We start from the raw sequence: 12752 nt of genomic DNA, 5'->3' as shown, positions 1-12752 counted from the left end.
GATCAACATGCGCGCCCACGAGGCGGGGATCCTCCACGCCGAGGGCTCCGGCGCCGCGCCGCAGTGGCTGCCGTACCCGCGCGACGTCATGGAGCTGCTGCCGCAGCTGTACGCGAAGGGGGTGAGCCGGGACGAGGAGGGTGTCGTCACCGTGGCCGGGGTGCCGGTGACCGACATCGCGCGCGAGTTCGGCACCGCGGCCTATGTCGTCGACGAGGACGACTTCCGGGCCCGCGCCCGGGCGTTCCAGGAGGACTTCACCCGCCCCTTCGTCGCAGTGTGCGGCGGGGCCGACGTGTACTACGCGGGCAAGGCCTTCCTCTGCACCGCCGTGGCCCGGTGGGTGCTGGAGGAGGGGCTCAGCCTCGACGTCTGCTCCGGCGGTGAGCTCGCGGTGGCGCGCCGCGCCGGGTTCCCCGGCGAGCGAATCGCGTTGCACGGCAACAACAAGAGCATCCCCGAGCTGCGCGCAGCCCTCGAGCATGGTGTCGGCCGGATCGTCGTGGACTCCCTCGTCGAGATCGAGCGGGTCGCCGAGGTGGCGCGTGAGCTCGGCGTCGTCGCGCCGGTCATGGTGCGGGTCACGGTCGGGGTCGAGGCGCACACCCACGAGTTCATCGCCACCGCCCACGAGGACCAGAAGTTCGGCTTCTCCCTGGCCAGCGGGGCGGCGATGGAGGCCGTCGAGGCGGTCCTCGGTCAGGAGTCGCTCACCCTGCTCGGGCTGCACAGCCATATCGGCAGCCAGATCTTCGACGTCTCTGGCTTCGAGATCGCCGCGCGCCGGCTCGTCGGGCTGCACGTCGAGGTCGCCCGGCGGCACGGCGTGCACCTGCCCGAGATGGACCTCGGTGGCGGCTACGGCATCGCCTACACCTCCGAGCACGACCCGATGACCCCGGCCCACCTCGGTGCCGACATGGCCGCGGTGCTCGACCGGGAGCTCAAACAGCTCGACGACCTTGCCGACGAGCTCGCCGGCGACCAGCTCGGCGACGACCCAGTCGCAACCGCCGCACCGCGGCCGCGGATCTCGATCGAGCCCGGGCGGGCGATCGCCGGGCCGAGCACCTTCACCCTCTACGAGATCGGCACGGTCAAGCGGGTGCAGGTCGGGCCGCAGGCCGAGCGGATGTACGTCAGCGTCGACGGCGGGATGAGCGACAACGTACGCACCGCCCTCTACGGGGCCGACTACTCGTGCACGCTCGCCAGCCGGCGCTCTGACGCCGAGCCGGCCGTCACCCGCGTCGTCGGGCGGCACTGCGAGAGCGGTGACATCGTCGTCATGGACGAGTACCTGCCCGCCGACGTCGAGCCCGGCGACCTCATCGCGGTGCCCGGCACCGGCGCCTACTGCCGCAGCATGGCCAGCCAGTACAACCACACACCGCGCCCGCCGGTGATCGCGGTGCGAGACGGGCACGCACGGGTGATCGTGCGACGCGAGACGATCGAGGACATCCTCGCGTTGGACGTCGACGAGTGAGTGAAGGAGAAGCACCCATGGACAGCGAGCAGAGCCCGATCCGGGTCGCGCTGCTCGGCGGAGGCACCGTCGGGGGCGCGGTCGCCCGCAAGCTCACGAGCAACGCCGACGCGCTCGCCGCCCGCGTCGGCCGGCCGCTGGAGCTGGTCGGCATCGCGGTGCGCCGCGCCGGGCGCGACCGCAGCGACCTCGGGGTCGACCCGGCCCTGGTCACCACCGACGCCGAGGACCTGGTGGCCCGGGCCGACATCGTCGTCGAGGTCATCGGCGGCTTCGAGCCGGCGCGCTCGCTCATCCTCGCGGCGATGGAGCACGGCGCCAGCGTCGTGACCGCCAACAAGGCACTGCTCGCCGAGGACGGGCCGACCCTCTACGCCGCCGCTGACGCCCACGGGGTCGACCTCTACTACGAGGCATCGGTCGCCGGGGCCATCCCGATCCTCCGGCCGATCCACGAGTCGCTCGCCGGCGACGACGTGCGCAGCGTCCTCGGCATCGTCAACGGCACGACGAACTTCGTCCTCGACGCGATGGACTCCACCGGCGCCGGCTACAGCGAGACCGTCGAGCGGGCCCAGGCCCTCGGGTACGCCGAGGCCGACCCGACGGCCGACCTCGAAGGCTTCGACGCGGCGGCGAAGGCGGCGATCCTCGCCTCGCTCGCCTTCCACACCCGGGTCTCCAGCGCCGACGTCTACCGCGAGGGCATCTCCGAGGTCAGCGCCGGCGACATCGAGGCCGCCCGCGAGATGGACTGCGTGGTCAAGCTGCTCTCGATCTGCGAGCGGGTCCCGGGCGAGGACGGCGACGGGGTGTCGGTGCGCGTCCACCCGGCGATGATCCCGCGCTCGCACCCGCTGGCCTCGGTCCGCGAAGCCTTCAACGCGGTCTTCGTCGACGCGGCCGCCGCCGGTGAGCTGATGTTCTACGGCCAGGGCGCCGGGGGAGACCCGACCGCGAGTGCCGTCCTCGGCGACATCGTCGCGGTCGCCCGCCACCGGGTCGCCGGAGGCCGGGGCCCGGGGGAGACGGCCTACGCCGACCTGCCCGTGCTGCCGATGGGCGATGCCCTCACCCGCTATCACGTCAGTCTCGACGTCGCGGACGAGCCGGGCGTCCTCGCCAAGGTCGCGGCCGTCTTCGCCGAGCAGCACGTCTCCATCGAGACGGTGCGCCAGCAGATCATCGAGGACCGCGACGACGGCCGGGAGACCCGCGGGCGCGCCCAGCTCATCGTCGTCACCCACGTCGCGCCGGACTCCGCGCTGGCCGCGACCGTCGACACCTTGTCCGCCCTGCCCGAGGTCGCGGAGGTCACCTCGGTCATGCGCGTCGTCGGCTTCTAGAGGAGATCTCGATGGCACACCAGTGGCGCGGAGTGATCCGCGAGTACGCCGACCGGCTCCCGATGCTCCAGGGCGCGCCGGTGATCACCCTGCACGAAGGGGGGACCCCCCTCATCGAGGCAGAGCAGCTCTCCGAGCGGGTCGGGGCCCGGGTCCTCGTGAAGTACGAGGGCCTCAACCCCACCGGTTCCTTCAAGGACCGCGGCATGACGACCGCGATCTCGATGGCGGCCGGGCGCGGCGCCAAGGCGGTCATCTGCGCCTCGACCGGCAACACGAGCGCCTCGGCCGCCGCTTACGCGACCAAGGCGGGCATGACCTGCGCGGTTCTCGTGCCGGACGGCAAGATCGCGATGGGCAAGCTGAGCCAGGCGATCGCCCACGGGGCGACCCTGCTGCAGGTCGACGGCAACTTCGACAACTGCCTCGAGGTCGCCCGCAAGCTCGCGGAGTCCTACCCCGTCGACCTGGTCAACTCGGTCAACCCGGCCCGCATCGAGGGCCAGAAGACGGCGTCCTTCGAGATCGTCGACGCCCTCGGTGACGCCCCGGACATCCACTGCCTGCCGGTGGGCAACGCCGGCAACATCACCGCCTACTGGCGCGGCTACCGCGAGTACGCCGAGAGCACGGCGGGGGTGAGCGGCCAGCTCGACCCGGTCGCCACCCGCACCCCGGTGATGTGGGGATTCCAGGCGGCCGGCGCCGCGCCGATCGTCAAGGGGCACCCGGTGCAGGACCCCGAGACGATCGCGACCGCGATCCGCATCGGCAACCCGGCCAGCTGGCAGCAGGCCGAGGAGGCCCGCGACACCAGCGGCGGGGTCATCGACTCGGTCACCGACGAGGAGATCCTCGACGCGCACCGCCTGCTCTCCTCGACCGAGGGGATCTTCGTCGAGCCGGCCAGCGCCGCGAGCATCGCCGGCCTGCTCAAGCAGCACGCGGCGGGGCAGGTGCCGGGCGGCGCGACGATCGTCTGCACCGTCACCGGGCACGGGCTGAAGGACCCGCAGTGGGCGCTCAAGGGCGCCGACGGCGCGGACATCGAGCCGGTCCGAGTCGCTGCTGAGGCCTACGACGTCGCGACCGCCCTCGGCCTCGACGGATGACCCTCGACCAGGGGCAGCTGACCCCCCTTCGTTGGGCGCAGCCCGAGCCGGGGGCCTCGGTGACCGTCACGGTGCCGGCCTCCTCGGCCAACCTCGGTCCCGGCTTCGACTCGGTCGGCCTGGCCCTGGGGGTCTGGGACGAGGCCAGCGTCACCGTCACCGACGAGCCGGGTGTGGTCGTCGAGGTGCAGGGCGAAGGGGTGGGAGCTGTCCCCCTCGACGAGTCGCACCTGGTCGTGCGGACCCTGGCCGCCACCTTCGCGCACCTAGGCCTGGGCGTCCCGCCCGGGTTGCACCTGCGGTGCGCCAACGCCGTGCCGCACGGCCGAGGTCTCGGCTCGTCGGCGACGGCGATCGTCACCGGCGCCCTGGCGGCGGTGTGCCTGGCCGCCGCGGACGCGGAGGGTGAGCTCACCGGGACGACCCGTGAGGCAGCGCTCGACGTGGTCAACCAGGTCGCCTCCGCGCTCGAGGGTCACCCGGACAACGCCTCGGCCAGCGTCTACGGCGGGGCGACGATCTCGGTCATGGGTCCGCGCGCCCAGGGCGCGCCCCTGACCCGGACGGTGCGCCTGCCGCTGCACGACGAGATCGACGTCGTCGTCTGCGTGCCGGGTGCGCAGCTGAGCACCGCGCACGCCAGATCCGTTCTGCCGCAGTCGGTCTCGCTCGCGACCGCTGCGCAGAGCACCGCCCGCGGTGGCCTGCTGACCCATGCGCTGACGACCGACCCGTCGCTCCTGCTCGAGGCAACGGTCGACGTGCTGCACCAGGAGCAGCGTCGGCCGAGCTACCCGTCGTCGATGAGCCTGCTCGACGGCCTGCGAGCACGCGGTCACGCGGCGGTGATCTCTGGGGCCGGCCCGTCGCTGCTCGTCCTCACGACACGCGGTGAGGTCGACGTGGTGCGCGAGGCAGTGGGGGAGCTTGACGACGTCCGGGCCTGGCAGGTCAGCGCGCCGGGGGTGCCTGACGTGGGTGCCACGGCGCTCACGGTGGTACATTGAGAGTGCTCCACGAGCCCCGGCCGTAGTCACACGCGCCGATGAGGGCGGAGTTTCTCCGTCACCGCCTCACCTCTTCGCCGAGCGACGAGGTGCACGCAGTGGCTGATCATCTGAGTCCCCGCGATTGACGGGGCGCACCCGGCCTGCCCTGGGGCAGGTCCACGACGAGGGGAAAGGGTCCTTCGTGACAGACACCACCACCGGCGAGACCACAGGCGCTGCTCAGAGCGCCGAGACCACGCCACGCCGCTCCGGCGCGCTCAGCGCGATGCGGCTGGCCCAGCTCCAGCAGCTGGCCTCGAGCATGGGGATCACCGGGACCGCCAAGATGCGCAAGAGCGACCTCGTCGCCGCGATCAAGGCCAAGCAGTCCGGCGAGGGCTCGGCCCCCGCCCAGAAGCAGCGCAGCGACGAGCGTCCGGCTCCGAGCGCGGACCAGCAGCAGCAGGACGCCGGCGCCGGGCGCGAGCAGCCCCGTGAGCGCGAGGAGTCCCGCGAGCAGGGCCGCGAGGACCGCCGGGGCGACGAGCGCAGCGATCGCCAGCAGGGCGACCAGACCAGCCGCGACACCCGCAGCGACGACCGGGGGAACCGCGGCAACGACAACCGGGGTGACCGCGGCGATGACACCCGCGGCGACGACCGCGGGAACCGTGGCAACGACAACCGTGAGAACGACAACCGGGGTGACCGCGGCGACGACACCCGCGGCGACGACCGCGGGAACCGTGGCAACGACAACCGGGGCAACCGCGGCAACGACAATCGCGGCGACGACCGGGGGAACCGCGGGGGCGACAACCAGGACAACGACAACCGCGGGGGCGACAACCGCGGTAACGACAACCGCGGTGGCGACAACCGCGGTAACGACAACCGTGGAGGTCAGCACAACCAGGGCAACAACGGCCCGGACGACCAGGGCGGCGGGCGTCGCCGGCGCAACCGAGGCCGCAACCGTGGGCGCGACAAGCGTCGTGGTGGCGGTGGCAACCACGGCGAGGAGGAGATCCAGGTCCACGAGGACGACGTGCTCGTCCCCGCCGCCGGCATCCTCGACGTGCTGGACAACTACGCCTTCGTGCGGACCTCGGGCTACCTGCCGGGCAGCAACGACGTCTACGTGCCGCTCGGCATGGTCAAGCGCAACGGCCTGCGCAAGGGCGACGCCGTGACCGGCAAGGTCCGCACCAGCCAGGACGGCGAGGGGATGCAGACCGTCGGCGGCAAGAACAACCGCCAGAAGTACAACCCGCTGGTCAGCCTCGACACCGTCAACGGGATGACCCCGGACGAGGCCAAGCGCCGCCCGGAGTTCGGCAAGCTCACCCCGCTCTACCCGCAGCAGCGGCTCCGGCTCGAGACCGACCCGAGCGTGCTCACCACCCGGATGATCGACCTCGTCGCCCCGATCGGCAAGGGCCAGCGTGGCCTCATCGTCGCCCCGGCGAAGGCCGGCAAGACGATGGTCATGCAGTCCATCGCCAACGCGATCACGACGAACAACCCCGAGTGCCACCTCATGGTCGTCCTCGTCGACGAGCGCCCCGAAGAGGTCACCGACATGCAGCGCGCGGTCAATGGCGAGGTCATCTCCTCCACCTTCGACCGCCCGGCGGACGACCACACGACGGTCGCCGAGCTGGCCATCGAGCGGGCCAAGCGCCTCGTCGAGATGGGCCACGACGTCGTCCTGCTGCTCGACTCGATCACCAAGCTCGGCCGCGCCTACAACCTCGCCGCCCCGGCGAGCGGGCGCATCCTCTCCGGTGGTGTCGACTCCGCCGCCCTCTACCCGCCGAAGAAGTTCTTCGGCGCGGCGCGCAACATCGAGAACGGCGGCTCGCTGACCATCCTCGCCACCGCGCTGGTCGAGACCGGCTCGCGGATGGACGAGGTGATCTTCGAGGAGTTCAAGGGCACCGGCAACATGGAGCTCAAGCTTGACCGTGGCCTGGCCAACCGCCGGATCTTCCCCGCGGTCGACGTCAACGCCTCGGGCACCCGGCGGGAGGAGATCCTCCTCGCGCCCGAGGAGCTGAAGATCATGTGGAAGCTGCGCCGCGTCCTCGCCGCGCTGGACGCCCAGCAGGGTGTCGAGCTGCTCATCGACCGGCTGAAGAAGACGAAGACGAACTACGAGTTCCTCACCCAGGTGCAGCAGACCAGCTCGATTCGCCTGGACGACGACGAGCAGGCCTGACCCGGGCCGCTCCGGGCGAAGGGGAGCCTCGAGGCCGGACTCGGCTTCGAGGCTCCTTCGCCTTTCCCTTCGCAGATCCCCGGGGAACCTCAGACGAACGGTCGCCTTCCCCTTCGCAGATCCCCGGGGAACCTCAGGCGTCGTCCTCTTCAGGGGCGGCCGAGCGGTCCAGGCGGCAGCGCATCTCGGGGAAGGTGCTGACCTCGAAGCCGAGCCGCTCGTACATCGCAGAACCCTCCTCGGTCGCGTTGAGGGTGACCACCTCGACGGCGGTGCACTCGCGGAACCAGCCGATCACCGCCTGGACACAGGCCTCCGACAGACCGAGCCGGCGATGGCTGGGGAAGGTCGCGACGTTGGTGAGCAGGCCACCGGCGTCGCCACGCCGTACCGGCGAGGGCATGAGGTCGACGACCTGGCCCATGGCGCACGAAACGACCGCGCCACCGGCGGTGGCGACGACGACAGCGGTACGGGGGTCCTCGAGGTGCAGCTGCAACCAGCGCGTTGCCTCGCTGCGCCACCCCGGATCGAGGAGCTGCTCGGCCGGGGTCCCCATCGCCTCGAACATCAGGTGCCGCAGCTCGATGACCGTCCCGATGTCGGAGGGGCCGGCGAGGCGGACCTGAGATCCGGGCACCGGCCCGTCGGCCGTGGGCACGGCGGCGGGGCGTTCGCGGCGCAGCGGTCGACGAGCCATGCCCCGATGATGCCGCACTCCTCATCGAGCGGGAATGCCGACGGGCGGCCGCGAGTTATGGACCGAGCCAGGACCTCTGGCAGAATCACCCGTTGGACCGGTTCACGACTGGCGCACCTCCGCCGAGGCACGCGCAGGGTCTGCATCGCACGACCATCAGATGCGATGGGCCCGTCGACCCGGATGACATCCAAGGAGACGCACGTGAAGAAGGACATCCACCCGGAGTACGCGCAGACCACGGTGACCTGCACCTGTGGCAACACGTTCACCACCCGCAGCACCGCCCCGAGCGGTCGCATCCACGCCGAGGTGTGCAGCAACTGCCACCCCTTCTACACCGGCAAGCAGAAGCTCATGGACTCCGGTGGCCGCGTGGCCCGCTTCCAGAAGCGCTACGGCCAGGCCGCCAAGTAGCACCACCGGCACGCGCCGACCAGCCCCGCGCTGGTCGGCGCGTTTCGTCTATCGAAGGGGAATCTCACCGTGCTCGACTCCGCCCGGTCGCTCGTCGACGAGCACGCCGCACTCGAGGCGCAGCTCGCCGACCCCGCGGTCGTCGGTGACCCCGACCGGCTGCGTGAGGTCAACACCCGCTACGCCGCCCTGGGCCCGGTCGTCGCCGCACACACCGAGTGGCGGGCCGCGACCGACGACCTCGAGGCCGCCCGTGAGCTGGCGGCGGAGGACCCCGCCTTCGCCGAGGAGGTCCCGGCGCTGCAGGAGCGGCTCGAGCGTGCCGAGGACCGACTGCGCCGCCTGCTCATCCCGCGCGACCCCGACGACGACCGGGACGTGATCCTCGAGGTCAAGGCGGGCGAAGGGGGGGAGGAGTCGGCCCTCTTCGCCGGTGACCTCCTGCGGATGTACCTCCGGCACGCGGAGCGGCGCGGCTGGCGCACCGAGATCCTCGACTCGACCGAGTCCGACCTCGGCGGCTACAAGGACGTGCAGGTCGCCATCTCCAGCCGGGGAACGCCCGCGCCGGGGGAGGCGCCCTGGGCGCGCCTGAAGTACGAAGGGGGAGTGCACCGGGTCCAACGAGTCCCCGTCACCGAGAGCCAGGGCCGGATCCACACCTCGGCGGCCGGGGTGTGGGTGATGCCGGACGTCGGTGACGTGGCCGAGGTCGAGATCGGCCCGAACGACCTCAAGATCGACGTCTACCGCTCCTCCGGGCCGGGCGGGCAGAGCGTCAACACCACCGACTCGGCGGTGCGGATCACCCACCTGCCGACCGGGGTCGTCGTCTCCTGCCAGAACGAGAAGAGCCAGCTGCAGAACAAGGAGTCCGCGATGCGCGTGCTCAAGGCGCGGCTGCACCAGATGGCCATGGACGAGCGGGCCGAGGCCGATGCCCAGGCGCGCTCGACGCAGGTGCGCACCGTCGACCGCAGCGAGCGGATCCGCACCTACAACTTCCCCGAGAACCGGATCTCCGACCACCGCACCGGCTACAAGGCGCACAACCTCGACACCGTCCTCGACGGTGACCTCGACGCCGTCCTCGACTCGGCCGTCGAGGCCGACGAGGCTGCCCGGCTGGCCGCTCTCGGCGAGTGACCCCCCTTCGCGCGGCCGTCGACGAGGCGACCGACCGTCTGGCCGGGGCCGGCGTCCCCACCCCCCGCGTCGATGCGGTGCTCCTCGCCGGGCATGTGCTCGGGCTGGACCGCGGCGAGGTCGAGCGGGCCCTGCTCCTCGGGCGAGAGCTGAGCGATGACGCACGCACGCGGCTGGTCGACCTCGTCGACGAGCGCGCCCGGCGCGTGCCGCTGCAGCACCTCACGGGGGTTGCGGGCTTCCGGCGGCTCGAGCTGGCGGTCGGGCCGGGGGTCTTCGTGCCGCGGCCGGAGACCGAGCTGCTCATCGACCTGGGGCTGGCGGCCCTTCGAGGCTCGTCGCAGCGCTCCGCCCACGCCGATCGCCGGAGCCATCACGTCCGGGAGCGAGGGCCGGTGGTCGTCGACCTGTGCACGGGGTCCGGGGCGCTCGCCCTGGCTGCCGCCGACGAGATCCCGGGCGCCCGGGTGGTCGCCGTCGAGCTGAGCGAGGAGGCACTCGCCTGGGCCCGGCACAACGTCGAGCGGACGGGGCTGCCGGTCGAGGTGGTGCAGGCCGATGCCGGCGCCGCTCCGGCGGCAGTGCCGCACCTCGCGGACCTGCTCGGCGCCGTCGACCTCGTCCTGAGCAACCCGCCCTACATCCCGGACTCCGCCGTGCCGATCGACCCCGAGGTTGCCGAGCACGACCCGCAGATCGCGCTGTACGGCCGCAGCGCCGACGGGCTGGCCGTGCCACGAGCGGTGGCCGCCACGGCTGCCCGGCTGCTGAGTCCGGACGGGGTGCTCGTGATGGAGCACGCGGACACCCAGGGTGAGACCCTCCCGGAAGCGCTCAACGCGACCGGGGTCTGGAGCGAGGTCACCGATCACCGCGACCTCGCCGGCAAGCCCCGCGCGCTCAGCGCTCGGAGGATCGGCGCCAGCAGGCCTGGCTGACCTGCGACGACGGGCCGCGAACTGCCCTGCCCGAAAGCCCCGCCTCCGGCCCGGAAGATGCCAGGGTTACCAGTGTGACAACCATGTCACCAACGAGAGGAGTCCCCTGATGCGTGGTTCTGGAACGATCTGGACGATTGTCGGCGTGCTGCTCGTCATCGCGCTCGTGATCTGGATCCTGTCCGCGATCTGAGCACCGCTGATCCCTGAGGTGCGCCGGGCCTCGGCGCACCTCAGAGATCAGTCTCGTCCGGGGGCCATAGGGTGGCCCCCATGAGCCCGGTCGTCGATGCCACCTCCGAGACCTCCCGTGGCGAGGCAGTCTCTGCCACCGTCGACGCCGTCCGGCGCGGGGAGGTCGTGGTCATCCCGACCGACACCGTCTACGGCGTGGGCTGCGATGCCTTCTCTCCCGAGGCCGTCCGGGCCGTGCTCGAGGCGAAGGGGAGGGGGAGGGAGAAGCCGCCGCCGGTGCTCGTCCCCGACCAGCGCACCCTCGACGGCCTGGCCCGCAACATCCCGCCGTGGGTGCGAGACCTGGTCGAGCAGTACTGGCCGGGCCCGCTGACCGTCGTCCTCGACGCGCAGCGCTCGCTGCACTGGGACCTCGGCGACACCGACGGCACGGTGGCCCTGCGAATGCCCGACGACGAGGTCGCCCTCGAGGTCCTTCGCGAGACCGGCCCGATGGCGGTCACGAGCGCCAACCAGACCGGCGAGACGCCCGCCCGGACCGTGCTCGACGCGGCCACCCAGCTCGGGTCCGCCGTCTCCGTCTACCTCGACGCCGGCCCGCGGAGCGAGGGATTCCCCTCGACCATCGTCGACTGCACCGGTGAGGCGCCGACCATCCTGCGCGAAGGGGTGATCACCGAGGCCCAGGTGATCTCGGTCTTCGATGAGGGCAGCACCGAGCCGGCCGGCACCAGCGCGCCGGCTCACCCCCCTTCGCAGATCCCCGGGGAACCTCAGACGAACGGCAACCCGCCCCCTTCGCAGATCCCCGGGGAACCTCAGACGAACGGCAACTCACCCCCTTCGCCAGACGACCCGACCGCACCGAACCACGACAGCGAGGACGACCGATGACCGACGACACCTTCTACGGCTCCGACTACGCCGCCCTGCGGGACTTCGACCCCGAGGTCGCCGACGTCCTGCTCTCCGAGCTGGGCCGGATCCGCTCGGGGCTGCAGCTCATCGCCAGCGAGAACCTGTCCTCGCCCGAGGTGCTCACCGCGCTCGGCTCGACCCTGTCGAACAAGTACGCCGAGGGCTATCCCGGCCGGCGTTACTACGGCGGGTGCTCCGAGGTCGACAAGGCCGAGGAGCTGGCGATCGAGCGCTGCAAGACCCTCTTCGACGCCGAGCACGCCAACGTCCAGGCCCACTCCGGGGCGAGCGCCAACCAGGCGGTGTACGGCGCCTTCCTCAAGCCCGGGGAGAAGCTGCTCGCGATGTCGCTGCCGCACGGAGGTCACCTCACCCACGGGACGAAGGTCTCCTTCTCCGGCAAGTGGTTCGACGCCGTGCACTACGGGGTACACCCGGACACCGAGGACGTCGACTACGACGAGATCGAGCGGCTCGCGAAGGAGGAGCGGCCCAAGCTGATCTGCGCCGGCGGGTCGGCGATCCCGAGGCTGATCGACTTCGAGCGGATCCGGGCCATCGCCGACGAGGTCGGCGCGGTCTTCTGGGTCGACGCCGCGCACTTCATCGGGCTCGTCGCCGGCAAGGCGATCCCCAGCCCGGTGCCGCACGCCGACGTCGTCACCTTCACCACGCACAAGGTGCTGCGCGGGCCGCGCTCCGGTGCGCTCGTGTGCAAGGAAGAGCACGCGGCGGCGCTGGACAAGGCGGTCTTCCCGATGATGCAGGGGGGCCCGCAGATGCACACGATCGCCGCCAAGGCGGTGAACTTCAAGGAGTGCGCGACCCCGGAGTACGCGCAGTACGCCCGCGACGTCATCACCAACGCCCAGGCGCTCGCCAGCGGGCTCACCGAGCACGGGATGCGGCCGACCACCGGAGGCACCGACACCCACCTCGCGCTCGTCGACCTCCAGCCGGTCGAGGTCACGGGCAAGGACGCCGAGGCGCGCTGCGACGCCGCCGGGATCGTGCTGAACAAGAACGCGATCCCCAACGACCCGCAGAAGCCGGGCATCGCCTCCGGCATCCGGGTCGGCACCGCGTGCCTCACCACCCAGGGGATGGGCACCGAGCAGATGGCCACCGTCGCCGACCTCATCCACAAGGCCGTCACCGAGGGCGACGGCGACCCCGACGGCACGGTCAGCCGCGAGGTGCGAGCCGGGGTCACCGAGCTGGTCGAGGCCTTCCCCGCGTACCCGCGCTGACGGGCCTGAGTTGATCGTGACTGGGGTGAGG

General features: G+C 71.7%; 11 protein-coding genes. 10 read left to right on the top strand and 1 reads right to left on the bottom strand.

Annotation, left to right across the window (positions count from 1 at the left end):
* The first annotated feature begins 7 nt into the window (after window positions 1-7).
* The 5 genes from lysA (at window position 8) to rho (ending at window position 7157) form a co-directional block, all read left to right on the top strand.
* Complete coding sequence (lysA, locus tag FB557_RS12570; RefSeq protein ID WP_144858015.1) at window positions 8-1489, top strand: diaminopimelate decarboxylase; 1482 nt, start codon at window positions 8-10, stop codon at window positions 1487-1489.
* A 17-nt stretch (window positions 1490-1506) separates the two neighbouring features.
* Complete coding sequence (locus tag FB557_RS12565) at window positions 1507-2835, top strand: homoserine dehydrogenase (RefSeq protein WP_144857954.1); 1329 nt, start codon at window positions 1507-1509, stop codon at window positions 2833-2835.
* Window positions 2836-2846: 11 nt separating this feature from the next.
* Window positions 2847-3947 (top strand): threonine synthase, encoded by a 1101-nt coding sequence (gene thrC, locus FB557_RS12560; protein ID WP_144857953.1) that lies wholly within the window; start codon window positions 2847-2849, stop codon window positions 3945-3947.
* A complete protein-coding gene (gene thrB / locus FB557_RS12555) occupies window positions 3944-4954 on the top strand; it encodes a homoserine kinase (protein WP_144857952.1) in 1011 nt (336 codons plus the stop codon). The genes thrC and thrB overlap by 4 nt, the downstream gene beginning before the upstream one ends.
* A gap of 184 nt (window positions 4955-5138) precedes the next feature.
* Window positions 5139-7157 (top strand): transcription termination factor Rho, encoded by a 2019-nt coding sequence (gene rho / locus FB557_RS12550; protein WP_144857951.1) that lies wholly within the window; start codon window positions 5139-5141, stop codon window positions 7155-7157.
* A 133-nt stretch (window positions 7158-7290) separates the two neighbouring features.
* Here the strand turns inward: rho and FB557_RS12545 are convergent, their stop codons facing one another.
* A complete protein-coding gene (locus tag FB557_RS12545; protein WP_144857950.1) occupies window positions 7291-7857 on the bottom strand; it encodes a GNAT family N-acetyltransferase in 567 nt (188 codons plus the stop codon).
* Window positions 7858-8061: 204 nt separating this feature from the next.
* Here FB557_RS12545 and rpmE point away from each other — a divergent pair, with 204 nt between their 5' ends.
* The 5 genes from rpmE to FB557_RS12520 all read left to right on the top strand — a co-directional run bounded on the left by rpmE (window position 8062) and on the right by FB557_RS12520 (window position 12721).
* Entirely contained in the window at window positions 8062-8274 is a 213-nt protein-coding gene (rpmE, locus tag FB557_RS12540; RefSeq protein WP_144857949.1) for a 50S ribosomal protein L31, read from the top strand.
* 69 nt (window positions 8275-8343) lie between these two features.
* Entirely contained in the window at window positions 8344-9420 is a 1077-nt protein-coding gene (gene prfA / locus FB557_RS12535) for a peptide chain release factor 1 (RefSeq protein WP_144857948.1), read from the top strand.
* Window positions 9417-10358, top strand: a complete 942-nt coding sequence (prmC, locus tag FB557_RS12530; RefSeq protein ID WP_144857947.1) for a peptide chain release factor N(5)-glutamine methyltransferase — start codon at window positions 9417-9419, stop codon at window positions 10356-10358. The genes prfA and prmC overlap by 4 nt, the downstream gene beginning before the upstream one ends.
* A 273-nt stretch (window positions 10359-10631) precedes the next feature.
* Window positions 10632-11447 carry an L-threonylcarbamoyladenylate synthase gene (locus FB557_RS12525; protein WP_144857946.1) on the top strand — a complete coding sequence of 272 codons (816 nt, stop codon included), beginning with the start codon at window positions 10632-10634 and terminating at the stop codon, window positions 11445-11447.
* Window positions 11444-12721 (top strand): serine hydroxymethyltransferase, encoded by a 1278-nt coding sequence (locus FB557_RS12520; protein ID WP_144857945.1) that lies wholly within the window; start codon window positions 11444-11446, stop codon window positions 12719-12721. Before FB557_RS12525 ends, FB557_RS12520 begins: the two co-directional genes overlap by 4 nt.
* Window positions 12722-12752: the final 31 nt, after the last annotated feature.

The sequence above is a fragment of the Marihabitans asiaticum genome (genome assembly GCF_007828725.1).
In the GTDB taxonomy this organism is placed as follows: Bacteria; Actinomycetota; Actinomycetes; order Actinomycetales; family Dermatophilaceae; genus Marihabitans; species Marihabitans asiaticum.
This window is presented reverse-complemented; position numbering and strand designations above follow the sequence as displayed.

What these genes read in the sequence shown, in the direction of transcription:
- lysA (WP_144858015.1), top strand. Translation starts at nt 8, where the DNA reads ATGCGCGCCCACGAGGCGGGGATCCTCCACGCCGAGGGCTCCGGCGCC.
- FB557_RS12565 (WP_144857954.1), top strand. Translation starts at nt 1,507, where the DNA reads ATGGACAGCGAGCAGAGCCCGATCCGGGTCGCGCTGCTCGGCGGAGGC.
- thrC (WP_144857953.1), top strand. Translation starts at nt 2,847, where the DNA reads ATGGCACACCAGTGGCGCGGAGTGATCCGCGAGTACGCCGACCGGCTC.
- thrB (WP_144857952.1), top strand. Translation starts at nt 3,944, where the DNA reads ATGACCCTCGACCAGGGGCAGCTGACCCCCCTTCGTTGGGCGCAGCCC.
- FB557_RS12545 (WP_144857950.1), bottom strand. Translation starts at nt 7,857, where the DNA reads ATGGCTCGTCGACCGCTGCGCCGCGAACGCCCCGCCGCCGTGCCCACG.
- FB557_RS12525 (WP_144857946.1), top strand. Translation starts at nt 10,632, where the DNA reads ATGAGCCCGGTCGTCGATGCCACCTCCGAGACCTCCCGTGGCGAGGCA.
- FB557_RS12520 (WP_144857945.1), top strand. Translation starts at nt 11,444, where the DNA reads ATGACCGACGACACCTTCTACGGCTCCGACTACGCCGCCCTGCGGGAC.